This window comes from Geomonas anaerohicana, from assembly GCF_016458305.1.
GTDB classification, from domain to species: Bacteria; Desulfobacterota; Desulfuromonadia; order Geobacterales; family Geobacteraceae; genus Geomonas; species Geomonas anaerohicana.
On record NZ_JAEMHL010000002.1, the window covers coordinates 122,925 to 146,011 of the forward strand.

21 protein-coding genes and 1 riboswitch are annotated in these 23,087 nt (G+C 62.0%); of the genes, 11 read left to right on the top strand and 10 right to left on the bottom strand.

What is annotated here, in order from left to right; all coding sequences use genetic code 11:
* The first annotated feature begins 3 nt into the window (after positions 1-3).
* A complete protein-coding gene (locus tag JFN91_RS03940) occupies positions 4-915 on the top strand; it encodes an electron transfer flavoprotein subunit alpha/FixB family protein (RefSeq protein WP_199387905.1) in 912 nt (303 codons plus the stop codon).
* 83 nt (positions 916-998) lie between these two features.
* On the opposite strand, the gene ligA is transcribed toward JFN91_RS03940, so the two are convergent.
* Positions 999-3,005, bottom strand: coding sequence for an NAD-dependent DNA ligase LigA (gene ligA / locus JFN91_RS03945; protein WP_199387906.1), 2,007 nt, complete (start codon positions 3,003-3,005; stop codon positions 999-1,001).
* A gap of 208 nt (positions 3,006-3,213) precedes the next feature.
* Here ligA and JFN91_RS03950 point away from each other — a divergent pair, with 208 nt between their 5' ends.
* Positions 3,214-5,250 (top strand): ATP-dependent helicase, encoded by a 2,037-nt coding sequence (locus tag JFN91_RS03950; protein WP_199387907.1) that lies wholly within the window; start codon positions 3,214-3,216, stop codon positions 5,248-5,250.
* A 51-nt stretch (positions 5,251-5,301) separates the two neighbouring features.
* Here JFN91_RS03950 and JFN91_RS03955 read toward each other — a convergent pair whose 3' ends face one another.
* Positions 5,302-5,931 (bottom strand): peroxiredoxin, encoded by a 630-nt coding sequence (locus tag JFN91_RS03955; protein WP_199387908.1) that lies wholly within the window; start codon positions 5,929-5,931, stop codon positions 5,302-5,304.
* A 192-nt stretch (positions 5,932-6,123) separates the two neighbouring features.
* On the opposite strand from JFN91_RS03955, the gene JFN91_RS03960 reads away from it, so the two are divergent.
* Positions 6,124-6,639, top strand: coding sequence for a peptidylprolyl isomerase (locus JFN91_RS03960; protein ID WP_199387909.1), 516 nt, complete (start codon positions 6,124-6,126; stop codon positions 6,637-6,639).
* Between the two features lie 70 nt (positions 6,640-6,709).
* Here the strand turns inward: JFN91_RS03960 and JFN91_RS03965 are convergent, their stop codons facing one another.
* The gene (locus JFN91_RS03965; RefSeq protein ID WP_199387910.1) at positions 6,710-7,213 is read right to left on the bottom strand and encodes a hypothetical protein; all 504 of its coding nucleotides are present in this window, start codon (positions 7,211-7,213) and stop codon (positions 6,710-6,712) included.
* Between the two features lie 46 nt (positions 7,214-7,259).
* Here JFN91_RS03965 and JFN91_RS03970 point away from each other — a divergent pair, with 46 nt between their 5' ends.
* Positions 7,260-7,400 (top strand): hypothetical protein, encoded by a 141-nt coding sequence (locus JFN91_RS03970; protein WP_199387911.1) that lies wholly within the window; start codon positions 7,260-7,262, stop codon positions 7,398-7,400.
* Positions 7,401-7,483: 83 nt separating this feature from the next.
* Positions 7,484-8,653, top strand: coding sequence for a methionine adenosyltransferase (gene metK / locus JFN91_RS03975; protein ID WP_199387912.1), 1,170 nt, complete (start codon positions 7,484-7,486; stop codon positions 8,651-8,653).
* Positions 8,654-8,808: 155 nt separating this feature from the next.
* Here the strand turns inward: metK and JFN91_RS03980 are convergent, their stop codons facing one another.
* Complete coding sequence (locus JFN91_RS03980; protein ID WP_199387913.1) at positions 8,809-9,513, bottom strand: response regulator transcription factor; 705 nt, start codon at positions 9,511-9,513, stop codon at positions 8,809-8,811.
* Positions 9,514-9,515: 2 nt separating this feature from the next.
* A complete protein-coding gene (locus JFN91_RS03985) occupies positions 9,516-10,475 on the bottom strand; it encodes a sensor histidine kinase (protein WP_199387914.1) in 960 nt (319 codons plus the stop codon).
* A 143-nt stretch (positions 10,476-10,618) separates the two neighbouring features.
* Here JFN91_RS03985 and JFN91_RS03990 point away from each other — a divergent pair, with 143 nt between their 5' ends.
* From JFN91_RS03990 to ahcY, 3 genes are all read left to right on the top strand, one after another.
* A complete protein-coding gene (locus JFN91_RS03990) occupies positions 10,619-11,710 on the top strand; it encodes an NAD(P)H-dependent flavin oxidoreductase (protein ID WP_199387915.1) in 1,092 nt (363 codons plus the stop codon).
* A 259-nt stretch (positions 11,711-11,969) separates the two neighbouring features.
* A complete protein-coding gene (locus JFN91_RS03995) occupies positions 11,970-12,899 on the top strand; it encodes an ArsR/SmtB family transcription factor (RefSeq protein ID WP_199387916.1) in 930 nt (309 codons plus the stop codon).
* Positions 12,900-13,035: 136 nt separating this feature from the next.
* Positions 13,036-14,430, top strand: coding sequence for an adenosylhomocysteinase (gene ahcY, locus JFN91_RS04000; protein WP_199387917.1), 1,395 nt, complete (start codon positions 13,036-13,038; stop codon positions 14,428-14,430).
* A 517-nt stretch (positions 14,431-14,947) separates the two neighbouring features.
* Here ahcY and JFN91_RS04005 read toward each other — a convergent pair.
* The 5 genes from JFN91_RS04005 to JFN91_RS04025 form a co-directional block, all read right to left on the bottom strand.
* A complete protein-coding gene (locus tag JFN91_RS04005) occupies positions 14,948-16,189 on the bottom strand; it encodes a molybdopterin molybdotransferase MoeA (RefSeq protein ID WP_199387918.1) in 1,242 nt (413 codons plus the stop codon).
* Positions 16,190-16,315: 126 nt separating this feature from the next.
* Positions 16,316-17,167: a HesA/MoeB/ThiF family protein gene (locus tag JFN91_RS04010; RefSeq protein WP_199387919.1), complete on the bottom strand. Its 852-nt coding sequence runs from the start codon at positions 17,165-17,167 to the stop codon at positions 16,316-16,318.
* A gap of 1 nt (position 17,168) precedes the next feature.
* Positions 17,169-17,393, bottom strand: a complete 225-nt coding sequence (locus JFN91_RS04015) for a MoaD/ThiS family protein (protein ID WP_199387920.1) — start codon at positions 17,391-17,393, stop codon at positions 17,169-17,171.
* A gap of 72 nt (positions 17,394-17,465) precedes the next feature.
* Positions 17,466-19,196, bottom strand: coding sequence for an aldehyde ferredoxin oxidoreductase family protein (locus JFN91_RS04020; protein ID WP_199387921.1), 1,731 nt, complete (start codon positions 19,194-19,196; stop codon positions 17,466-17,468).
* 39 nt (positions 19,197-19,235) lie between these two features.
* Positions 19,236-19,357, bottom strand: a riboswitch (molybdenum cofactor riboswitch).
* 245 nt (positions 19,358-19,602) lie between these two features.
* Positions 19,603-20,766, bottom strand: coding sequence for an iron-containing alcohol dehydrogenase (locus tag JFN91_RS04025; RefSeq protein ID WP_183349128.1), 1,164 nt, complete (start codon positions 20,764-20,766; stop codon positions 19,603-19,605).
* A 489-nt stretch (positions 20,767-21,255) separates the two neighbouring features.
* Between JFN91_RS04025 and moaA the strand changes: the two genes are divergently transcribed.
* The 3 genes from moaA to JFN91_RS04040 all read left to right on the top strand — a co-directional run bounded on the left by moaA (position 21,256) and on the right by JFN91_RS04040 (position 22,950).
* Entirely contained in the window at positions 21,256-22,236 is a 981-nt protein-coding gene (gene moaA / locus JFN91_RS04030; protein ID WP_199387922.1) for a GTP 3',8-cyclase MoaA, read from the top strand.
* A 61-nt stretch (positions 22,237-22,297) separates the two neighbouring features.
* Entirely contained in the window at positions 22,298-22,729 is a 432-nt protein-coding gene (locus JFN91_RS04035) for an MOSC domain-containing protein (RefSeq protein WP_199387923.1), read from the top strand.
* Positions 22,730-22,776: 47 nt separating this feature from the next.
* On the top strand, positions 22,777-22,950 hold the full coding sequence (locus JFN91_RS04040; RefSeq protein WP_199387924.1) for a hypothetical protein: 174 nt from the start codon (positions 22,777-22,779) through the stop codon (positions 22,948-22,950).
* The last annotated feature ends 137 nt before the right edge of the window (positions 22,951-23,087 follow it).

Below are 23,087 nucleotides of genomic sequence, written 5' to 3' on the forward strand. Positions count from 1 at the left end.
ACCATGAAAGCTTTACTCGTAGGCGAATGCCGGGATGGAAAACTCTTGGAATACAGCTACGAACTGTTCGGCTTCGCATCCCAACTGGGAGCCGAGACGGCCATGGTCCTGGTCGGCAACGAAACCGCTCTGCCGAGCTACGGGGGAACGGTCTACCTGGCCGATGCCGGTAAATATGGGGAGTACAACCCCGATCTGCACAAGCGGCTGGTGCAGGCGGCGGTGGAGCGGGAGAAGCCGGACTACGTGGTGTTCCTGCACACCTCCTACGGGTGGGACCTGGCGCCGCGGGTGGCGGCCCTGCTCAAGGCGCCGCAGGTCTCCGAGGTGGTTGCCCTGGCGGAGGGAGGTTTCGAGCGGCCCTGCTGCAGCCAGAAGATGAGGCAGGTAGTCAAACCGGTGGGCGCGCCCGTCGTGCTCACCCTGCAGGGCGGCGCCTTCCCGGCGCTGGTGCCGGGGGGGACGCCGCAGCAACAGGCGTTGGACGTTGACGGAGAAGGAAGGACCGAGTTTTTAGGTTACGAGGCTGCGGTGCGCAAGGGGGTCGACCTGACCAGGGCTGAGATCATCGTCAGTGCCGGGCGTGGTGTCGGAAAGAAGGAAAACCTGCCGGTCATTGCCGAACTCGCCAAGGTGTTGGGGGGTGAGGTCGGGGCGAGCCGCCCCATAGTGGACAGCGGCTGGATGGAGGCCGGGGCGCAGGTAGGGGTAACCGGGCAGACCGTCAGTCCGAAGCTCTACGTTGCCTGCGGTATCAGCGGCGCCATTCAGCATTTGGCGGGGATGAAGAAGTCCGGGTTCATAGTGGCCATCAACAAGGACAAAGACGCCCCCATCGGCGAGGTAGCCGACGTGCTGGTGGTGGCCGACGTGATGCAGTTCGTCCCGGCGCTGACGGCCAAGCTGGCGAAGTAGGAACCGTAAGAACAGCGCTGAACCAAAAAGGGCGCGGCAACCGTCAGGTTGCCGCGCCCTTTGCCTGCTCTTTCCTGCAACTCCTACTGCATCAGCTCCAAAAACTCTTCCTCGGTCAGGACCCGCACGCCCAGCTGGCGCGCTTTCTCCAGCTTGCTGCCGGCGTCGGCGCCGGCCACCACGTAGTCGGTCTTCTTGGAGACGCTCCCGGCGGCGTGGGCGCCTTCCTGCTCCACCATCTTCTTGGCCTCGTCCCTGGTGAATTTCTCCAGGGCGCCGGTGAAGACGAAGGTCTTGCCGGTGAACCGACCGCCGACCCGTTTCTCCTCGACCTTGGGACTCACCCCGGCCTCCTTGAGCCGCTCCAGTACCTTCAGGTTCTCTTCGTTTTTGAAGAAGTCGGCAATGCTGGTGGCGACCTGCGGTCCCACTTCGCGAACGCTGACCAGCTCCTCCTCGCTCGCCTTGGCCAGGTTTTCGATGCTGCCAAACGCCGTGGCCAAAAGCTTCGCGGTGTGCTCGCCGACGTGCCTGATGCCGAGCGCGAAGATGAGCCGCGACAGGTCGCGCTCCTTGCTGGCCGCGATGGCGTTCAAAAGGTTTTCGGCGAGCTTTTTCCCCATGCGCTCGAACTGCATGAAGTCTTCTTCCTTGAGCGAGTAGATGTCTGCCACGTCCTGGATCAGCTTCAGGTGCAGGAGCTGCTCGATGAACTTGTCTCCCAGCCCCTCGATGTCCATGGCGCGCCGGGAGGCGAAATGCTTCACACGCTCCAGGAGCTGCGCCGGGCAGTTGAGGGCCACGCAGCGCACCGCCACCTCGTCGGGCAGCCGCACCACCTCGCCGCCGCAAACGGGGCAGGTCGCCGGCACCTCGGGCTTGACCGCACCCTCCGGGCGCTGGTCCAGCATGACCTGCACCACGGCCGGGATCACGTCGCCGGCACGCTCGACGATGACGGTGTCACCCTCGCGGATGTCCTTTCTCTCCAGTTCCTCCCAGTTGTGCAGCGTGGCGCGCGACACCATGACGCCGGATACGTTGACCGGCTTCAGGAAGGCGACCGGGGTGATGACACCGGTGCGGCCCACCGAGTGGAAGATCTGCTCCACCACGGTGGTCGCCTGGCGCGGCGGGAACTTCCAGGCGATGGCCCAGCGCGGCGAGCGGCTCTTTTCTCCCAACTCCCTCTGCATCCGGAACGAATCGACCTTGACCACGACGCCGTCGATCTCGTAGGGGAGGTCGTCGCGCTTTTCCATCATCTCCTGGTAGTAGGCGAGCATCTCGTCGATCCCGTGCACCACTCGGGTGAGCGGGTTTACCGGCAGGCGCCAGGTCGGGATGGTTTCCAGGAAATGGCTCTGCGCGCTGAACTCCACCCCGCCCAGTTCCCCGGGGGCGTAGCAGAAGATACTCAGGGGGCGCTTGGCGGTGATCCGGGAGTCGAGCTGGCGCAGCGAACCGGCCGCCGCGTTACGGGGATTGGCAAAGGGTGGCTCACCCGCCTCTTCCCGCTCCCGGTTGAACTTGCGGAAGGGCGCCAGCGGCAGGTACACCTCGCCGCGCACGGTGAGCAGTTCCGGCGGCTGCTGCGTTTCCAGGCGCAGCGGCACGTCCTTGATCGTCTTCAGGTTCTGGGTCACGTCCTCGCCCACGACACCGTCGCCGCGGGTGGAGCCGATCGCCAAGAGCCCCGCGCGGTACACCAGTTCCACCGCCACGCCGTCCATCTTCGGCTCGCAGACGTAGGAGATCCCGGTGTCGGCGGCGAGGCCCAGGAAGCGCTTGACCCGGTCGTCGAAGTCGATCATGTCCTGCTCGGTGAAGGCGTTCTCCAGGGAGAGCATCGGCATGCTGTGGCGCACCTGGGTAAACTTCGCCAGCGGCCGGCCGCCGACCCTGCCGGTGGGAGAGTCGGGGAGGGCAAGCTCCGGGAATTCCTTTTCCAGCCCCTGGAGCTCGCGGAACAGCGCGTCGTACTCGGCGTCCGTGACCTCCGGCATGTCCTGTTCGTAGTAAAGGCGGTTGTGGCGCTCGATTTCCTTCGAGAGCCAGGCGATGCGCTGGGCGGCGGCTTGTGCTTCCATGGTGAACCTCGTGGCGGTTTGTCTTGAACGGTGCTTTATATCACACCGCGCGGCAGTTTGGAACTGGCATGGATATAGCGGCTTGCATTGCCGTTTTGCTTCTGGTAACAATAACCGGCCGCACCTTTCCGGGGACGGCTCTTTTTTGGCCCGCAGCCCCGGAAGCTTCGCAGCGCTGCGGCGCAACTACCCGCTTTATGAGGAATTCATGCTCGACCTGTCCCGTCTCAATCCCGAACAACTTGCCGCCGTGAAGCACACGGAGGGGCCCCTCTTGGTGCTCGCCGGCGCCGGGTCGGGCAAGACCGGGGTGATCACCTACCGCATCGCGCACCTGATCCTGGACAAGCGGGTGCCGCCGGATCAGATCCTCGCGGTGACCTTCACCAACAAGGCCGCCAAGGAGATGAAGGAGCGGGTGGAGCACCTGGTGGGGCGCAAGCACTGCAAGGGGATCGTGCTGTCCACCTTCCACTCGCTGGGCGTGCGCGTGCTGAAACGCGACATCGAGCGCCTGGGCTACAAGAAGAACTTCTCCATCTATTCGACTGCAGACCAGGTGGGCCTGGTGCGCCAGATCGTGCGCGAGGTCAACACCGACAGCAAGAAGTACGACGCGGAAAGCATCATCTGGCGCATCTCCGGCGCGAAGAACAAGCTGATCCCCCCCGACCGCTTCGCCCCCAACCCGCTCGACGACATCGACATGATGGCGGCACTGGTCTACCCGCGCTACCAGTCCGCGCTGAAGGCCTTCAACGCCATCGACTTCGACGACATCATCATGCTCACGGCGGAGCTTCTGCAGCATCACCCGCCGGTCATCAAACACTGGCAGGAGCGCTTCAGCTACATCATGGTGGACGAGTACCAGGACACCAACTCCTCCCAGTACCTGCTGGTGAACCTCCTGGCCGCCGGCTGCAAGAACCTCTGCGTGGTCGGCGACGACGACCAGTCCATCTACGGCTGGCGCGGTGCGGACGTGGGCAACATCCTCGACTTCGAGAAGGATTTCAAGGGGTGCCGCACCATCAAGCTGGAGCAGAACTACCGCTCGACGGGCAACATCCTGGATGCCGCCAACAGCGTCATCGGCAACAACAAGATCCGCAAGGCGAAAAGGCTGTGGACCGCGTCGGGGCAGGGGCCGCTCATCGACTTGTGCATCGTCCAGGACGACGAGGAGGAGGCGACCAGCGTGGTGGAGCGCATCCAGTTGGAGCGTTTCAAGAAGGACACCCCCTACAGCGACTTCGCCATCCTGTACCGCACCAACGCCCAGAGCCGCGCCTTCGAGGAGCAGCTCCGCTTCGAGGACATACCCTACGTGCTGGTGGGAGGCACCCAGTTCTTCGAGCGCAAGGAAGTCAAGGATTCCCTCTCCTACCTCAAGGTGATCGCCAACCCCCTGGACGAGGTGGCGCTTTTGCGCATCGTCAACTTCCCCCGGCGCGGCATCGGCGACAGCACCGTGATCCGCATCAACCAGTGGTCGCTGGAAAAGGAGATCCCCCTGTTCGAGGCGATCAGCAGGGTGGGGGAGATCGAAGGGATCTCCGAGGCGATCCGGGACAAGGTGCTTGCCTTTCACCACACCCTGCTCGATGCCGCGGAGGCGTTCCGGGCCGAAGGGGGACTGGCCGAGAAGGGGAAGGCGCTCTTCGAGAAGCTGAAGATCGAGGAGGAGATCTTCCGCACCATCGACGACCAGAAGGCGGCGCGGCGCAAGGTGGAGAACGTGGAGCAGATCATCAACTCCATGGCGGCCTACGAGGAACGCGTGCCCCAGGCGACGCTTGGTGGCTTCATCGAGAAGGTGTCGCTCATGGACGAGGACCGCTTCTCCGGCAAGGACAAGAAGGATCACGGCAAGGACGCGGTGACGCTCATGTCGCTGCACTCCAGCAAGGGGCTCGAGTTCCCCTTCGTGTTCCTGGTGGGAATGGAGGACGAGATCCTGCCGCACAAGAGGGCCATCTACGAGGACGACAGCATCGACGAGGAGCGGCGCCTGTGCTACGTCGGCATCACCCGGGCGCGCCAGCAGCTGGTGATGACGCGCACGCTGTTCAGGAAGAAGTACGGCAAGATGGAGGAGCGGGTCCCGTCGCGCTTTCTGGAGGAGATCCCGGGTACGGTGCTGAACGTGCAGCAAACCGGGGTGGCCAAGGAAGTGACGCCTGAGGAGGCGGAAAAGACGGCGGAGGATTTCTTCGCCAAGATGAAGGCGATGATGGGGTAATGGGGAGGGGACTGGCTCCGCCAGGTGCCTGTCCCCCTACCACTTGCGAAATTACGGTTTGCCCAGGGTCTTCTGGCCTGGCTTCCACCCCAGGGGGCAGAGCGAACCGGTCTGCAGCGCCTCGAGGACGCGCATGGTCTCCTCGACGCTCCTGCCCACGTCCAGGTTGTGCACCACCTGGTACTGGAGCACGCCGTCCGGGTCGATGATGAACAGGGCGCGCAGGGCCACCCCTTCCTTCTCGTCCAGGGCGCCGTATTTCTCGGCCACTTCCTTCTTGATGTCCGACAGCAGGGGGTACTGCAGGTTGCCCAGGTCGCCGCGCTGCACCCAGGCCAGGTGCGAGTACTTGCTGTCGGTCGAGGCGCCCAGGACCACGGTGTTCAGCTTCTCGAACTCGGGGAGCGCCTGGTTGAACCCCTTGATCTCGGTGGGGCAGACGAAGGTGAAATCCATCGGGTAGAAAAAGAGCAGCACCCACTTGCCGCGGTAGTCGTCGAGCGAGATCTGCTTGAACTCCTTGCCTGCGGTGGTGCCGACCCAGGCGTCGAGCCTGAAACCGGGGGCGGGATCACCGACCTTGGCGACCTGCTGCAGGTCCGGCGCGGCTGCTGCGGGCAGGGCAGTGGAGAAGAGGGAGAGTGTCAGTGTCGCCAAGAGAGTGAAGGTTGAAACTTTCATGATGCGCTCCTGAGGATATTTTAATACTATAGCTGCACTAGCAAGCGGGTTCTGGTACAATCACTGACTGTACATGATACCGTAGCAATAACGCCTCAACCAGTAAAAACTTCCCACATACTTCTTTGTGTGGTATTGAAGACCGCTGCAAACAGAAAAGGTGTAACAAACCAACTATAAAGGAGCAACATAATGACTGAAGAAAAAAATCCCGTAGTCGTCATGGAGACCTCGATGGGCACCGTTAAGATCGAGCTCTTCAAGGACAAGGCTCCCATCTCCGTGCGCAACTTCCTCTCCTATGTCAAGGACGCCTACTACGACGGCACCATCTTCCACCGCGTCATCAAGAACTTCATGGTCCAGGGGGGCGGGCTGGATGAGAACATGCAGCCGAAGAAGACCAAGTTCGCCATCAAGAACGAAGCCACCAACGGCCTGAAGAACGTGCGCGGCACCCTGGCCATGGCCCGTACCGCCGTGGTCGACAGCGCCACTTCCCAGTTCTTCATCAACGTCGTGGACAACGCGTTCCTCGACCATGCCGGCAAGACCCCGGACCGCTTCGGCTACGCCGTGTTCGGCCAGGTGATCGAAGGGATGGACGTCGTCGACGCTATCCGCGAAGTGAAAACCGGCAACAAGGCCGGCCACCAGGACGTGCCGGTGGAGCCGGTCTTCATCACCTCCGTGAAGCTGGCTGAGTAGGAAAAGTAAGATGGTTTCCCCTGCGGGGGAAGGCAACAGGTGAGCGGCTGGCGCTATATGCCCCAGCCGCTCATTGCGTTTGCAGGGTGAGTTTGGCGGTGATACCGGGGATGACGGCGCCGTTGGCGTCACGGGCGGAAAAATTCTCCAGGGTGAAGGCATCGACCGTCAGCGCCACCCCCGCGTCTACCTGGCAGGTTAGGGTTGCCAGGGGGCCTACGGTGAGCCCGCCGGGATGGGCGATGTTCACCAGCAGCACCTGCCCCGGAACGGAGATCTGCAGGAAACTGGCGCCGGTGAAGCTGCCGCTGACTGCCGGGACCAGCAGTCCGTCGGGCAACAGGTTGCCGTCGGTGGTGGGGAGCGACACTCCGGCGGGGAGGCGCAGGGTGAATTGTGCGGCATAGAGAACGGAATCCGCGCCAGGGCCCTGGGTGCCGATACTGAGGCGGGCTGTCCCCAGCGCGGGCTCGGGAATGTGCACCTTGCCGTCGTCCCCGGCACTGCCGGTCGAGCCGGAACCCCCGCATGCTCCCAGGAACAGGCTCAGCAGTAACAGCCAAAGCACTCTCATTGTTATCTCCCCCTTGAAGGCATCCCGATTCTGCACCCGGTGAGGCATGACAGTCGCCAATGATGGTCCTCATGGCATGACGGAAATGATTGTACCGGGGATTTTATTGGAGGCAATTAATTATGATCTTTCGGCTCTGGTAGTGCACGGTGATGTGGGGGAAATGACTGATATTGGCCTCATTTAATTATTGACAAAGATGATTGCCAACTATACAATCTGCAAGCTTTACAGCTACCTGCTACACACTTCGTTAGGGGGTTTTACCTTATGGAAATGAAGGACTTTATCTTTACCTCCGAGTCTGTTTCTGAGGGGCATCCGGACAAGGTTGCCGACCAGGTATCCGACGCGATTCTCGATGCGATCCTGGTCCAGGATCCGAAATCCCGCGTCGCCTGTGAAACGCTGGTGACCACCGGTATGGCGGTCATCGCCGGAGAAATCACCACCAACGCAGTCATCGACTATCCGAAGATCGTTCGCGAGACGATAAAAGAGATCGGCTACAACGACTCCGCCATGGGCTTCGACTGGGAAACCTGCGCGGTGCTCACCTCCATCGACAAGCAGTCCCCGGACATCGCCCAGGGCGTGACCGAAGGCGAGGGGATGTTCAAGGAGCAGGGCGCCGGCGACCAGGGGCTCATGTTCGGCTTTGCCTGCAACGAGACTCCGGAACTGATGCCGATGTCCATCCTCATGGCGCACAAGCTGGTTTCCAGGCTTGCCGACGTGAGAAAGACCGGCGTGCTCGACTTCCTCCGTCCCGACTCCAAGTCCCAGGTTTCCATCCAGTACATCGATGACAAGCCGGTCCACGTCGATACCATCGTCATCTCCTCGCAGCACTCCCCCGAGGTCTCCTACGAGATGATCAAGGAAGGGATCATCGAGGAAGTCATCAAGAAGATCATCCCGGCCAACCTGATGGATGCCAAAACCAAGTTCCTGATCAACCCGACCGGGCGCTTCGTCATCGGCGGCCCCATGGGCGACTGCGGTCTCACCGGCCGCAAGATCATCGTCGACAGCTACGGCGGGCACGGTGCCCACGGCGGCGGCGCCTTCTCCGGCAAGGACCCCTCCAAGGTGGACCGTTCCGCGGCCTACATGGGTCGTTACGTCGCCAAGAACCTGGTTGCGTCCGGCGTCTGCGAGCGTTGCGAAGTCCAGGTTGCCTACGCCATCGGCGTCGCCGATCCGGTCTCGGTCATGGTTGACTGCAACGGCACCGGCAAGATCCCGAGCAAGCGCATCTCCGAGATCGTGCGTGAGGTGTTCGACCTGCGTCCGCGCGCCATCATCGAGCAGCTCGACCTGCTGCGTCCGATCTACAGGAAGACCGCAGCCTACGGCCACTTCGGCCGCGAGCTCCCCGAGTTCACCTGGGAGCGCACCGACAAGGCCGCCCTCATCAGGGAGAAGGCGGGACTCTAAGGAACCGTTCAACGTTCAACGTTCGATGTTAAAAGCAAAAGGCCTTCTGGTGATCCAGAAGGCCTTTTCTTATTGTTGCCAATGTGGCCGTAGCTATGTGGCGCCACATGCAGTTACACCCGTTCCAACCTTGAACGTTGAGCGTTGAACGGCTGTTAGCTTTTCCTGCTGAACCGGTACCCCACCCCGCGCACGGTCTGGAAGAAGACGGGGCGGGAGGGCTCGGGCTCGAAGTACTTCCTGAGCCGCACGATGAAGTTGTCCAGGGTCCTGGTCTCGGCGTCGGTGGCGTAGCCCCAGACGCTTTCCAGGATCTCGCCGCGCGGTATCGCCTCCCCCTCGCGATGGAAGAACAGGGACAGCATGCGTACTTCCAGGTCGGTGAGATCGATCTCCCCCTGCCTGGTCCTGGCGCGGTAGGAAAGCAGGAACACCTCGTTGTCCCCGAATCGATACCCTTCCTCCACCGGTTCCGGCCGGTACCAGGCGCTGCGGCGCAGCATGCCGGACACCCTGAGCAGGAACTCCTTCAGGTTGAAGGGCTTGACCAGGTAGTCGTCGGCCCCGGCAGCGAGCCCCGAGATCCGGTCGCTCTCGGCGGAGCGCGCGGTCAGCATCAGGACCGGCACCCGCGAATCGAGCCCCCGTATCTTCTGGCACACCTCGAAGCCGCCGATCCCCGGGAGCATAACGTCCAGGATGATCAGGTCGAACTTTTCCATTGTGACCTTCTCGAGCGCCTCCTCGCCGCTCTCGACGTGGCTCACCAGGTAGCCTTCCTGTTCCAGGTTGAAGGTGATGCCCCGCGCCAGGTGCATCTCGTCTTCGACCAGCAGTATGTGCGGTTTTTCGCCGGACATGCCTAACCTCGTTGCTGCCTGCCCTGGAGTGGCAGGGTGATGTGGAAGGTGCAGCCTTTGCCGAGCCCTGGGCTCTCGACGGAGATCTTGCCGCCGTGGGCGTTGACCACGGACCTGACGATGTAGAGCCCCAGGCCGGTCCCCCTGATGTTCTCACCCGGCGTGCGCACCCGGTAAAACATCTCGAAGATCTTCTCCAGTTCGTTCTTGGTGAGGCCCTTGCCGTTGTCCTGGAAGTCGAGCTGGCATTGCCGCCCGCTCATGCTGCGCTTGAGTGAGACCCTGATCTCGGGCGAGACCGGCGAGTAGAGCAGCGCGTTCTCGAAGAGGTTTCTGAGAGCCATTTCCATGCCCTCGACGTCGATGATCGCGTTGATATTGGGTTCGATTTCCATGGTGAGCTTCCCCCCTTCGGGGAGGTCGCTGCTTTTACCCTGCAGGTAGCTGGTGACGAACTCGGAGAAGTTGATCTTTTTCGCCTTCTCGCCCAACTGGCGAAACTCGATCCTGGTGGCCATGAGCAGGTTGCTGATCAGGATGTTCAGGCGCTCGGTGTCGGAAAGCATGGTGTCGATGAAGCCGTCCAGCTTTTCCTTGGGAAGGTCGCGCATCTTCACCGTCTCCAGGTGCAGCTGGATCGAGGCGAGCGGCGACTTGAGCTCATGGGTCAATTGGGAGATGTAGCTGCGCTGCTGCAGGTAGAGGTTGGCCTGGCGGCGCCAGTAGAGGAAGATGACATACACACCGGCGAGGATGGCGATTGCCATCAACAGGCCCTCGACCAGGACGATCCACTCCATCCCCTGGGTCAGGAGTTCCGGTTTGTAGCGCAGCGCCAGGTTGCGGAACTCTTTGCTCCTGCCGATGAACCAGTAGATCCAGGAGATGACCATGACCACCCAGATCAGCTGGATCCCTATCAGTGCAATCAACGGGTTGGATAGTTTCCGGTTCATTTTCATGCCTCACTGGTAGCATCGCTGCCGGCTTTTTGCAAGGGGTATCTGTGGGGGAGAGGCTCCTTTGTTTTACAGTACTATTACAAAAGAATTTGAGGTTCTCTGTTAATGTGTTTACGGTGCAGTCAGACAGTCAGGAGGAGCATATGTTCAAACCGTTGCGCATTGGCAAACACGAGGCACGTTACCCGCTGATCCAGGGCGGCATGGGCGTCAGGATTTCGGCAGGATCTCTCGCAGGGCACGTTGCCAAGTGTGGCGGCGTCGGGCTGGTGGCATCCCCCGGCATAACCTTGAACAGCGAATTTTTCGACGGCAAGAACTACCTCAAAACCAACTGTGTGGCGCTGAAGGATGAGATCCGCAAAGCCTACGAGATCGCTCCGGACGGCATCATCGGGGTGAACGTGATGGTCGCGCTGACCGACTTCGAGGAACTGGTGGTCGCCGCTGTGGAAGCGGGAGCCAAGGTGCTCGTCTGCGGCGCCGGACTCCCCATGACCCTGCCGGGATTGACCGCGCACGCGCCTGACGTGGCGCTGGTGCCCATCGTCTCCTCCGTGCGTGCGGCGCAGCTCATCGCCAAGAAATGGGACAAGGCTTACAACCGCCTGCCCGACGCAGTCGTGGTCGAGGACCCGGACACTGCCGGCGGGCACCTGGGCGAGAAGATGGAGAACATCGGCACCGGCGAGTACGACCAGTACGAGACCGTGCGCGGCGTGAAAGAGTTCTTCCGCAGCGAGTACGGGTTGGATATCCCGGTGATCGCCGCCGGCGGTATCTGGGACCGTGCCGACGTGCTGCATGCCCTGGCCGAAGGTGCCGACGGGGTGCAGATGGCGAGCCGCTTCGTCACCACCGTCGAGTGCGACGCCGATGACGCCTTCAAGCAGGCCTACCTCGATTGCAAGAAAGAGGACATCGGCCTCATCATGAGCCCCGCCGGCCTTCCCGGCCGCGCCATCCTCACCAACCAGGAAGGGATCGTCTCCTACGACCGTGACCACGGTTCGGTCTGCTCCTATGGCTGCTTGAAGAAGTGCTCCTACAAGGAAAGCGGCGAGCGTTTCTGCATCGTCAAGTCCTTGGACCGCGCCCAGCGCGGGGAGGTGGACTCCGGCCTCATCTTCTGCGGCACCAACGCCTGGAAGGCGACCCGTATCGAGACCGTCCAGGAGATCTTCGACGAAATCTTCGCCGAGACCGGCGTCGTCGCCGAGGACCAGGCGGCCTAAACTCGATCGTTGAACCTGATTTCCCATCCCCCTGTGGCATAGCTGCAGGGGGATTTTTCGTTTCTAAAACCATTGGCCACGGAGGAAATCTGAGGAAATCTGAGAACGGCAGAGGGGGCGCGGCGGAAGGGACAGGCACCTGGCGGAGCCAGTCCCCCAATGAGCGGGAAATAATATCCATTTCTGGTTGCCAGCAGCAGCCGGCCGTGCTATATCAAGAAAACTTGATTTAACGAAATCATCAAGGTTGATATAGCGTATGCTCGAACTTTTCAAGGCGCTGGCCGACCCATGCCGACTGCGGCTGGTGGCGGTGCTGCTCAACTCCGAACTGACCGTCCAGGAACTAACCCAGATCATGGGGATGGGACAGTCGCGCATCTCGCGGCACCTGAAAATCCTGGCGGAGGCGGGCGTGCTCTCGGTCAAGCGCCAGGGGACCTGGAGCTACTACCGGGCGGGGGGCCAGAACCCCTTCTTCAGTGCCATCCGCCCGGAATTCGAGCGCGAACTGGAGCAGCTCCCGGAGCGCCGCAACGATCTCGCGGCCGTGGCGCAGGCCCTGGAAGCCCGTCGCAAGCGGAGCCTCGAGTTCTTCGACCAGCACGCGGCCCAGTGGGACGAGTTGTCACGCACCCTGCTGCCGGTGCCGGAGTACCAGGAGGCGCTGCTGGCCCTGGTCCCCGAGGTGTCTGTTTTGCTGGAGATCGGTGTCGGCACCGGGACCCTGATGGCGCAACTGGCAGGCAAGGCACGACAGGTGATCGGCGTGGACCATTCGCCTGCGATGCTGGTGGAGGCGCGGCGGCGCCTGGTCCAGGACGGCGTACCGGGGGCCGAACTAAGGCTCGGCGAGATGACCCATCTTCCCATCGCAGACGGCGGTGCGGGATGCGTCGTGGCCAACATGGTGCTGCACCATGCCGCCGACCCGCAGACGGTACTGGCCGAAATGGTCCGGGTGCTGCAGCCGCAGGGGACCGTGGTGCTGGCCGACCTGGCGCGCCACGAGCGGGAGTGGGCCCGGGAGCAACTGGCCGACCAGTGGTTGGGGTTCGAAGAGGATGAACTGCAGGCGTGGCTCAAGGGAGCAGGACTCACCGAGGTTTCCGTGCAGCGACTTCCGTCCGGGGTAGGGCAGGAGAGTGTGCTGCTGGTCAAGGCGGTAAAGGCAGGGGCTGGGGACTAGGGGCTAGGGACTAGTAGAACCGAAGATTAACAACGATAAAACAGGGGCAGGGAAGTGGGGATGGGACAGGCAAAACGATTTTGCCAGCCCCTAGCCCCCAGTCCCTAGCCCCGACTCTACCAAAAGGAGAAGTAACGTGACCAAGGATTACATCGTAAAGGATATGTCGCTGGCTGATTGGGGCCGCAAGGAGATGATCATCGCAGAAACCGAGATGCCGGGCCTCATGGCGATCCGCGAGGAGTACGCCGCTGCCCAGCCGCTCAAGGGTGCGCGCATCGCCGGCTCGCTGCACATGACCATCCAGACCGCCATGCTCATCGAGACGCTGACCGCTCTGGGCGCCGAGGTGCGCTGGGCCTCCTGCAACATATTCTCTACTCAGGACCACGCAGCAGCGGCCATCGCCGCCGCAGGCATCCCGGTCTTCGCCCACAAGGGCGAGACGCTGGCCGAGTACTGGGACTACACCCACAAGATCTTCGAGTGGCACGACGGCGGCGCCCCGAACATGATCCTGGACGACGGCGGCGACGCCACCCTGCTGCTGCACCTGGGCTCCGATGCGGAGAAGGATCCCTCCGTGATCGCCAACCCGACCTGCGAAGAAGAGCAGTTCCTGTTCGCGGCCATCAAGAAGCGCCTCGCCGAGCAGCCGGACTGGTACTCCAAGACCGCAGCGTGCATCAAGGGCGTGACCGAAGAGACCACCACCGGCGTACACCGCCTGTACCAGATGTACGAGAAGGGGACGCTTAAGTTCCCGGCCATCAACGTCAACGACTCGGTCACCAAGTCCAAGTTCGACAACATCTACGGTTGTCGCGAGTCCCTCATGGACGGGATCAAGCGCGCCACCGACGTCATGGTGGCCGGCAAGGTGGCGGTCATCTGCGGTTACGGCGACGTGGGCAAGGGTTGCGCCCAGGCGATGCGCGGGCTCCAGGCCCAGGTCTGGGTCACCGAGGTCGACCCGATCTGCGCGCTGCAGGCGGCCATGGAAGGCTACAAGGTGGTCACCATGGAGTGGGCGGCGGACAAGGCGGACATCTTCGTCACCACCACCGGCAACATCGACGTCATCACCCACGACCATATGAAGGCGATGAAGCACAACGCCATCGTCTGCAACATCGGGCACTTCGACAACGAGATCGAGGTGGCGAAACTCAAGCAGTACAAGTGGGAGAACATCAAGCCGCAGGTCGATCACGTCATTTTCCCGGACGGCAAGCGCATCATCCTGCTCGCCGAAGGGCGCCTGGTGAACCTGGGCTGCGCCACCGGCCACCCCTCCTACGTCATGTCTTCCTCCTTCGCCAACCAGACCCTGGCGCAGATGGAGATCTTCTGCAACCCGGGCAAGTACCCGGTGGGCGTCTACATCCTCCCCAAGGAGTTGGACGAGAAGGTGGCGCGCCTGCAGCTGAAGACCTTGGGCGCCATGCTGACCGAGCTGACCGACGCGCAGGCCGCCTACATCGGCGTCAAGAAGGAAGGGCCGTACAAGTCGGAGCATTACAGGTACTAAGAGGCAACGGACGTTCAACGTTCAACGTTCTACGTTGCCGGCATCAACCGGTGGGGGGCGAATGATTATTCGCCCCTACCGTTGGTGCGAACTTCCTGGTTCCCAAGCTCCAGCTTGGGAACCCCATTCGGCGCGAAGCTCCAGCTTTGCATCCGAGGGAAGTCGGAGCTTCGGAGAGGCTTTGCGTTCCCAAGGCGGACCTTGGGAACGAGATCAAACAGAACAAAAAGAAAGGGCGCCTGCTTTAAGCGGCGCCCTTTCTTATCCTTCCTGCTCTTTCTCTTCTTCCTTCTTTTTCCCCCGACCGGAGGTGCATGCGGGAGACATTCACGTCTCGATCCCCATGCTGGGCAGGATAAACCGCTGCAGCACGATCCACCCCACCACGATCCCACCCAAAATCAACATCTCTTGCATATTTCACCTCCCGAATCCTACCATCAGCCTTATCGCATATTCGGGAAAGAAAATATACCAAATTAATTATTATTATGAGCCGTTCAGTTTTGGTTCTGCTTCAGGCACAGCACCTTATGCCGACTTCAGCCTCGCTCAAGAGGTCGACTTCCCTCATCAGTGCCAGGTCCACTTCGCTCCCGGCCGGGATGAAGGTGGCATCGCAGGGGAGGGCGGCCAGGGCATCGCACCTGGTCATGGTGCTGAGGATGGCGGTGTGCTGCTCGCCGGCGCAGTAGGCGACGTGCCTGCCGTGGCGCTTCTTCACCGTGACCCGGATGAAGTGCAGTTTGCCGGCCTTTTTGTGGGCGTCCTCTGCCAGGATCCCTTTCACGAAGGGGGGGAGTACCCGGTGGTGCCCCATCATCTTCAGGAGGGCGGGCTTCACCAGCAGCTCGAAGGTCACCATGGTGGAGACGGGGTTGCCGGGGAGCGAGAAGATCGGCTTCCCCTGCCAGACCGAAAAGGCCGTCGGGCCGCCCGGTTTCATCCCTATCTTCCAGAACAGTTCCTCGGCGCCGAGGCTCGCGGCTACCTCCCGGACCAGGTCGCGGTCACCGGCGGAGACGCCGGCCGAGGTGATCAGGGCGTCGCAGCAAAGCCCCTCGCGCATCTTGTCCTGGTGGCTCTCCAGGTTGTCGCGTGCAATGCCGAGCAGCACCGGTTCCGCTCCCGCCTCGCGCACTGCGGCGGCCAGCGACAGGGCGTTGGAGTTGATCACGCTGCCGGCCTTTGGGCTCTCGCCCAATTCGATCAGCTCGTCCCCGGTGGAGAGGATCGCCACCCGCGCCTTGCGGTACACCGGCACCAGGGCCTGCCCCATGGCGGCCAGCATGCCGACCTCGGCGGGGCGCACCTGGCTGCCGGCAGGGAGTACCTGGGTGCCCGAGGCGACGTCGCTACCTTTGACCCGGACGTGCTGCTTGGGGAGCGCCCTCTGCTTGATCACCACATGGGCACCATCCTGCTCGGTTTCTTCGATGGGGACCACCGCATTGCATCCGGCGGGAATGGGGGCGCCGGTCATGATGCGCACGGCACAGCCGACGGTCACGGCGGGGCAATCAGCGCCGCCGGCGGGGAGAAAACCGGTGATGAGGAGACGGGTGGGAACGGAGGTGCAATCTGCGGCGTGCACGGCGTAACCGTCCATCGCGGAATTGTCGTATTGCGGCAGGTCCCAGGGGGCGATGATGTCCCTGCTTACCACGCGCCCCAGGGCGTCGGACAGCGGTACATTTTCCTCCCCAAGGGGGGCGACGTGGGCCAGTATGATGCCTCGCGCTTCTTCAAAGCTTGGCATGATGCACCTCGGTGCTCTCTGCGGCGTCGTCGACGGCGTCGCTTTTTTTTTTAGCGGCAGCGTTGCCGCTTTGCTTCTCCCTCACCCTGGCCCCTCTCCCGGAGGGCGAGGGGGAACTCCGGGCGGTTAGGCGGCGTCTACCAGGGTGACCGGGGCCGGAGCGTAGGATATCTCCTGCATCTCCATTTCCAGGAGGTCTATGGCCAGCTTGCGGTTCCTGAGCGGCTCGCCCTTGCCGAGCAGGATCTTGCATACTTCGGCGACTTCGAGGCTAGCCACGACGGCCGGCGTGAAAGACGGGTTGCCCAGCTGCTGCTCGATCCCCTTGCCCTGGACCCAGTGGCGATAGATCTGCTGCACCGTGGTCTCGCCGGGAAACTGTGAGGCGACGTGGCCGTACCAACCGCCAATGGCGCCGTGCACCATGGGAATGCCGGCCAGGTTGCAGTATTCGGCCAGCTGCAGCCGGTACGGGATGCTGTCCAGGGCGTCCACCGCCACATGCGCTCCCGCCAGCAGCTCGAAACCGTTGGCCAGGCAGAAGTAGTCCTGGATGGCGGTGACCGTGACGGCTGGATTCACCTGCGCCAGCCGCTCGGCAGCTACGGCCGCCTTGGGCTGCCCCAACAGGGCGGGCGAGGAGAGGATCTGCCGGTTCAGGTTGTGCTCTTCGAAGATGTCCGGGTCGACGGCGATGATCTGCCCGACTCCGAGGCGCGCCAGCTCTTCCAGGACGTAGCCGCCCAGGCCGCCGCAGCCGATCACGGCGACGCGGCTTTGGAACAGGCGCAGCTGCTCATCGACCTGGATCATGTTCCGGTTGCGCTGGTAGCGCGCCGGGAAGAGGCCGTTTTGCAAGGCGATCAGTTCGACCGCCGCGTGGCTCAGGTGGAAACGCTGTGCGGTGGCGTCCTGGGCGCTCCAGGGGAGCAGGCCGTCCTGCGCCTGCTCTTTCAGAAAAGTGATGACCTTGCGCATATCAGCCTCCTCCAACCAGGGGAAAGAGTGAAAGCGTGTCGCCGTGGCTCAGTTTGCTGTCCAGCTCACCGTGCCGGCCGTTCAGCATGACGATGCCGATCTCCTCCTCGGTGAGCCCGAGCGAGAGCACCACCTGGCGCACGTCGGTCCCCTCGGCGAGCTCCTGCTCGGCGACCTTGAACCTGCCGTTTCTGAATGTGGCGAAAAGCTTGAGTGTGATCTGCATAACGGCACCTGCTTGTTTGGCTCAAACGGAAAAACCCGGCGTGACTTCCGTCACGCCGGGCAAAGGTGGTTCCTAGAAGTTCCAGAACTCGTCGATTTCCTCGTCGGTGAAGTCCCACACCGCGTTGTGCGGTGCGACCGGCTCGGTCTTGAAGAAGTCCGGCAGGCGGTCGTGGACGTTGGTGAGACCGGCTTTCTGGTTGAACTCGCGCTCGGTCTTCAGGATGTACTTGCCCAGGTTGTTGACGTCGTCGCCGGTGAGGGCGATGCCGAAGCGGGCGTTGATCATGTCGATCAGGGCCGGCAGGCACTCCGGGATGTCCAGCGCCGGGAAGGCGACGAAGATGCACATACCGGTGGAGTCGACTGCGGCGGTCGCGATCTGCAGGTTGCGGGAGAGTTCGACCTGGCCGTCCTTCTTGAGCGGGTCTACGTAGCCGCCGACGTTCAGGATGTTGGTGGCGATGGTGTAGCCGGAGGTGTGGTCGGCGCCCATGGTGGAGGTGGCGTAGGTGATGCCGATGCCCTTGACGGAGCGCGGGTCGTACGCCGGGATGCCCTGGTTCTTGACTACCGGTACGCGGGTCACGCCGTAGGTGCGGCCGACGGAAGCGGCGCCGCCGCCCAGCACGCGGCCCAGTGCGGTGCCCTTGGCGATTTCGTCGGTCAGCAGGCGGAGCATTTCCTTGGAGTCGCCCCACTTGAGGATGCCGGCCTCCATGGCCACGCCGAACATGACGGCGGTCTCGATGGAGTCGATCCCGATGTCGTCCATCAGGTTGTCGGCGCGGGCGATGTCGTCCAGGTTGTCGATGCAGCAGTCGGCGCCCAGGCCCCAGATGGTCTCGTACTCGAAGCCGGAGGTGACGTACTTGCCTTCCTTGTCGTGGTAGACCTGCGAGCACTGGATGATGCAGCCGGCGTGGCAGCCGTGTTTCGGCTTGCCGCCGCGCGCCACGATGGTGTCGTGCATCGTCTCGCCGGAGATCTTGTCGTGCCCTTCGAACTGGCCGACGGTGAAGTTCTTGGTCGGCAGGCCGCCTGCTTCGTTGAGGATGTTGACCAGGACGTTGGTGCCGTAGGTCGGCAGGCCTTCGCCGGAGACCGGGTGGTCGAGCAGCGCCTTGGAGAATGCCCTCGCTGCGGTCTTGAATTTCTCCGGATCAGCGATGGTCACGGGTTTCGCGCCTTCGCCGTCGATGGAGATGAACTTGATCTGCTTGGAGCCCATGACTGCGCCCAGGCCGCCACGGCCGTGGCTGCGGATCTTGCTGTCCGGGTCCTTGACGGAGATGTTGGCGGCGGTCATCTTCAGTTCGCCGGCCGGGCCGATGGTGAGGACGCCGGTCTTCTTGCCCAGGCGGGCCTCAACCGCGTCGATGACGGCGAAGTTACCAAGACCGAGCAGTTCCTTCTCCTCGTTGATGGTGACGCCGTTAGCGCTCACGGCCAGGTTGTACCAGGCGCCGGTTTTCGGTGCGCCTTCGATGATGATGGCCTTGATGCCCAGTTTGGCCAGCATCTGTGCTGCGGTGCCGCCTGCGTTGGACTCTTTGATGCCGCCGGTAAGCGGGCTCTTGGCGCCTGCGGAGAGACGGCCGGAGTTGGCTGCCGCGGTGCCGGTCAGAAGGCCCGGTGCGAACACCAGCTTGTTCTCGGGGGAAAGCGCGTGGCAGGTCGGCGGTACTTCGGCGGCCACGATGGTGGAGGTGAGGCCACGGCCACCCAGGCCTGCCCATGCTGCCGGAACTTCTTCGATCTTGGTGGTGAGGTCGGTCATGTTGACGCGAAAAATCTTATCCATGCTTTTCAAGCTCCCTGTTTTTATTTAGTTCTACCGGCAGTAGCTGCCGCCGGGACTCCTTTCCAAGAGGGAGGCTCCGCCGTTTCCAGCGAAACCCGTTGGCCTGGAGCCATGAGGGATATCCCTTTTAGGCTGCGACGGCTCGGAGATTTTTGATGCGTGACTGACCCGACACCGCTTACGCATCTCTTGCATGTGCTCGGGCCTGCGCGGCGTTGGGCCCGCAGGCGGTGTTGCCTATTTCCCGCCAAGGGCGGGAAGTGCGGGGGCGAATGATTATTCGCCCCTACAGTGATTCTCGCCCCTCCCCCTGGAGGGGGGAGGTTGGGAGGGGGGCGTCGCACCCGAGGATGACAAGCCCCCTCCCTAACCCTCCCCCTCCGGGGGCGGGGATCATGCTGCTGTATTACATTGCATCCTTGAAGATCTGGATGACCTGCTCGAGGGTCGCTTTGCGCGGGTTGGTGAACTGGCAAGCGTCCTTCTTCGCGTTCTCTGCCATGATGGCCAGATCCTCTTCCTTGACATTGAGGGCCTTGAGGCCGGTCGGGATGCCGATGGAAGCGGAGAGGGTGCGGATCCTGTCGATTGCCTTCTGGCCGGCTTCGGTCACGGAGAGACCGTCGACGTTCTCGCCCAGAGCCTTGGCGATGTCAGCGAAACGCTTCGGGCAGGCGATCAGGTTGTACTGGCTGACGGCCGGCAGCAGGATGGCGTTGCAGACGCCGTGCGGCAGGTTGTAGAAGCCGCCCAGCTGGTGAGCCATGGAGTGAACGTAGCCAAGCGATGCGTTGTTGAACGCCATGCCGGCCAGGTACTCGGCGTAAGCCATCCTGTCGCGTGCCTCGAGGTCTTCGCCGTTGGCGACAGCCTTGGAGAGGAACTCGGCGATCAGCTCGATGGCTTTGATGGCACAGGCGTCGGTGATCGGGGTGGCGATGGTGGAGACGTATGCCTCAACCGCATGGGTCAGGGCGTCCATACCGGTGGCAGCGGTCAGGGCTGCCGGCTTGCCGACCATGAGCAGCGGGTCGTTGATGGCGATGTTCGGAGTGCAGCGCCAGTCGACGATAGCCATCTTTACGTGGGTGTCGGTGTTGGTGATGATGCAGAAGCGGGTCATTTCGGAAGCGGTACCGGCGGTGGTGTTGATAGCAACGAATGCCGGCATGGATTTGGTGGACTTGTTCACGCCTTCGAAGTCGCGGATGTGGCCGCCGTTGCCGATGACCAGGCCGATGCCCTTACCGCAGTCGTGGGAGGAACCGCCGCCCAGGGAGATGATCGCGTCGCAACCGTTTTCCTGGTATACCTTCACGCCGTCGTGTACGTTGATGTCGGTCGGGTTCGGCTCGGCGCCGTCGAAGATAACGGCTTTAACGCCGGCAGCTTCAACCTGCTCCTTGATCTTGTCGGCAACGCCCATGGCCGAGAGGCCTTTGTCGGTGACGATCAGCGCTTTGGATGCGCCCAGTGCCTTGACCTGCTCGCCGGTTTCCTTAGCGGAACCAACGCCCATCAGCGATACCGTCGGGATGAAGAAACCGTAAGTCTGCTCTCCTAATGCCATTTTCATTTCCCCCTGTTGTTTTTCCGGGATGACCCGGTTCTTTTTGTTTTTAAGATAGTGGTGCCATGCTGCATACACTTTCCTAAAACGGTTTTCTACACTATCGCAAGTGCCGTACCAGAATTTGCCGTAAACACAATTTTTCGGGATATCGAATAATATTCACAGGATACCGTATACTTAACGATCGCTGTGTTTACCCCGCGGCTTGCCCCCTCCAAAGTTGCGTCCTCAAATCGAACAGTTGCGACGTTCCACAATGGAACATTTGCTCCTTTGTGGAACGGCCGTTTTGCTCTGCCAACCGCCGTCACGCTCCCCGCGCGTTTGTTGAATTCAGAAAGACAAAAATCGGTTCGTTTCCCATGTATTCACCAGCTTAGTTGCTCCCTCATTAGTGGCTGATCCCCCTTTTTGCTCCGAATCGGGACAATTGGTATCGATATTGCCTTTGTATACGGCGAGGCGTGTTTCCGAAGGGAGTAAGGCATGGCACTGATCGATACCTATGGCAGGCGGATCAACTACTTAAGACTCTCGGTCACCGACCGCTGCAACATGCGCTGCTGCTACTGCATGCCGGCGCAGGGGGTGGCCAAGCTCGGGCATAAAGAGATGCTCTCCTACGAGGAGCTGTATCGCGTCTCGGCCGCCTGCGTGGAACAGGGGATAGAAAAGATAAGGGTGACCGGCGGCGAGCCGCTGGTGCGCAGGGGGCTGGTCGATTTCCTGGGGCGCCTCTCGGCACTGCCGGGTCTGAGGGAGCTGGTGCTGACCACCAACGGCCTGCTGCTCGAAGAACTGGCCCAGCCCCTTAAGGATGCCGGGGTGGCCCGGCTCAACATCAGCCTCGACTCCCTTCAGCCGGAGACCTTCGCCAGGGTTACCCGCGGGGCCGACCTGAAACGGGTGCTGGCGGGAATAGATGCGGCACAGAAGGCGGGCTTCGGGCCGCTCAAGATCAACATGGTGGTGATGCGCGGGGTGAACGACCAGGAGATCCTGGACTTCGCGGCACTGACCCTGGACAAGCCGTACACGGTCCGCTTCATAGAGTACATGCCGACCTTGCAGGACGAAGGGTGGGGCGCCCAGAGCATGCCGGGTAGCGAGATCCTCGCCGCCATCGGCGAGCGCTATCCGCTGCTGCCGCTGGTCAGTTCAGAAATGGCGGGGCCGGCCAGGAACTACAAGATACAGGGAGCGGCGGGCGCCATCGGGATCATCACTCCGGTCTCCGGCCACTTCTGCGAGAGCTGCAACAGGATCAGGATCACGGCGACCGGCCGGGTGCGCGGCTGCCTCTTCTCGGAACAGGGGACGGACCTGAAGCCGCTTTTGGCCTCGGACGACCCGGAGGCGCTGGGGCAGACCCTGAAGAGAATCGTGACCCAGAAGCCGGGCAGGCATCACATCGCCGAGGAAGACGCCGAGCAGGCGGTGGTCAACATGTCGAGGATCGGCGGGTAGGGGACTGGCTCCGCAGGTGCCTGTCCCCCTAACTGAGCTGTACCCCTAACGGAGGATTTACATGAGCGCATCGGTAGTGGCGGTCAACATAAGCCAGAATAAGGGCGAGAGAAAGAAGGCGGCGCCGGAGGTGCACCTGCGGGAGAACTTCGGCATCATCGGTGACGGGCACGCGGGGGACTGGCATCGCCAGGTGAGCCTGCTCGCCCAGGAGAGCATAGATAAGATGGTGCAACTGGGCCTGTCGGTGGGTGCCGGTGACTTTGCCGAGAACATCACCACCCGCGGCATCGACCTCATGCACCTCCCGGTCGGTGCGCGGCTCGGCATCGGGCCGGTGGTGCTGGAGATCTCCCAGATCGGGAAGGTCTGCCACACCCGCTGCGCCATCTACTACCAGGCCGGCGACTGCGTCATGCCCAAAGAAGGTGTCTTTGCCACTGTGATTAGCGGCGGGGTAGTGCGCCCCGACGATGAGATCGAGCTGCTCTAAGCGGCAGCATATTTTCAGGACGTCTAAGTAGAAGGGGAGAGGAAGTCATGAAGGACAGAAGCCAGAAAAAAGTGAACATCATTTCGATCCGTATGAGCGACGACGAGCGCGACGCAATCCAGAAGCTGATGGACAAGAGGGGGAAGAAGGCTTCCTTCATCATGCGCGAGGCATTCGCTCTTTTCAGGGAGCAGTGGGAGCTTTCCAGGGTTGGCCATTAAAGCCACCAAAACCTGGTGGACACGGTGGACCGGGTGGACTTGGTGGACCCGGTGGACTGTGGCTGAAAGCTGGTGAGCGTTTGTAGTTGAGAGCTGGCGAAAGCTTTTTCTGAATGTTTGTTGAAGGAGAGGACCTT

Excerpts from the sequence above, each read along its gene's own strand:
- JFN91_RS03980 (WP_199387913.1), bottom strand. The coding sequence starts at position 9,513 with ATGTCCGGCGAAAAACCGCACATACTGCTGGTCGAAGACGAGATGCAC.
- JFN91_RS03965 (WP_199387910.1), bottom strand. The coding sequence starts at position 7,213 with ATGAGAGTGCTTTGGCTGTTACTGCTGAGCCTGTTCCTGGGAGCATGC.
- JFN91_RS03950 (WP_199387907.1), top strand. The coding sequence starts at position 3,214 with ATGCTCGACCTGTCCCGTCTCAATCCCGAACAACTTGCCGCCGTGAAG.
- JFN91_RS04025 (WP_183349128.1), bottom strand. The coding sequence starts at position 20,766 with ATGGCATTAGGAGAGCAGACTTACGGTTTCTTCATCCCGACGGTATCG.
- JFN91_RS03995 (WP_199387916.1), top strand. The coding sequence starts at position 11,970 with ATGCTCGAACTTTTCAAGGCGCTGGCCGACCCATGCCGACTGCGGCTG.
- ligA (WP_199387906.1), bottom strand. The coding sequence starts at position 3,005 with ATGGAAGCACAAGCCGCCGCCCAGCGCATCGCCTGGCTCTCGAAGGAA.
- JFN91_RS04040 (WP_199387924.1), top strand. The coding sequence starts at position 22,777 with ATGAAGGACAGAAGCCAGAAAAAAGTGAACATCATTTCGATCCGTATG.
- metK (WP_199387912.1), top strand. The coding sequence starts at position 7,484 with ATGGAAATGAAGGACTTTATCTTTACCTCCGAGTCTGTTTCTGAGGGG.
- JFN91_RS03960 (WP_199387909.1), top strand. The coding sequence starts at position 6,124 with ATGACTGAAGAAAAAAATCCCGTAGTCGTCATGGAGACCTCGATGGGC.
- JFN91_RS03940 (WP_199387905.1), top strand. The coding sequence starts at position 4 with ATGAAAGCTTTACTCGTAGGCGAATGCCGGGATGGAAAACTCTTGGAA.
- JFN91_RS04010 (WP_199387919.1), bottom strand. The coding sequence starts at position 17,167 with ATGCGCAAGGTCATCACTTTTCTGAAAGAGCAGGCGCAGGACGGCCTG.
- JFN91_RS04020 (WP_199387921.1), bottom strand. The coding sequence starts at position 19,196 with ATGGATAAGATTTTTCGCGTCAACATGACCGACCTCACCACCAAGATC.
- JFN91_RS03970 (WP_199387911.1), top strand. The coding sequence starts at position 7,260 with ATGACAGTCGCCAATGATGGTCCTCATGGCATGACGGAAATGATTGTA.
- JFN91_RS03985 (WP_199387914.1), bottom strand. The coding sequence starts at position 10,475 with ATGAAAATGAACCGGAAACTATCCAACCCGTTGATTGCACTGATAGGG.
- JFN91_RS04015 (WP_199387920.1), bottom strand. The coding sequence starts at position 17,393 with ATGCAGATCACACTCAAGCTTTTCGCCACATTCAGAAACGGCAGGTTC.
- moaA (WP_199387922.1), top strand. The coding sequence starts at position 21,256 with ATGGCACTGATCGATACCTATGGCAGGCGGATCAACTACTTAAGACTC.
- JFN91_RS04005 (WP_199387918.1), bottom strand. The coding sequence starts at position 16,189 with ATGCCAAGCTTTGAAGAAGCGCGAGGCATCATACTGGCCCACGTCGCC.
- JFN91_RS03990 (WP_199387915.1), top strand. The coding sequence starts at position 10,619 with ATGTTCAAACCGTTGCGCATTGGCAAACACGAGGCACGTTACCCGCTG.
- JFN91_RS03955 (WP_199387908.1), bottom strand. The coding sequence starts at position 5,931 with ATGAAAGTTTCAACCTTCACTCTCTTGGCGACACTGACACTCTCCCTC.
- JFN91_RS04035 (WP_199387923.1), top strand. The coding sequence starts at position 22,298 with ATGAGCGCATCGGTAGTGGCGGTCAACATAAGCCAGAATAAGGGCGAG.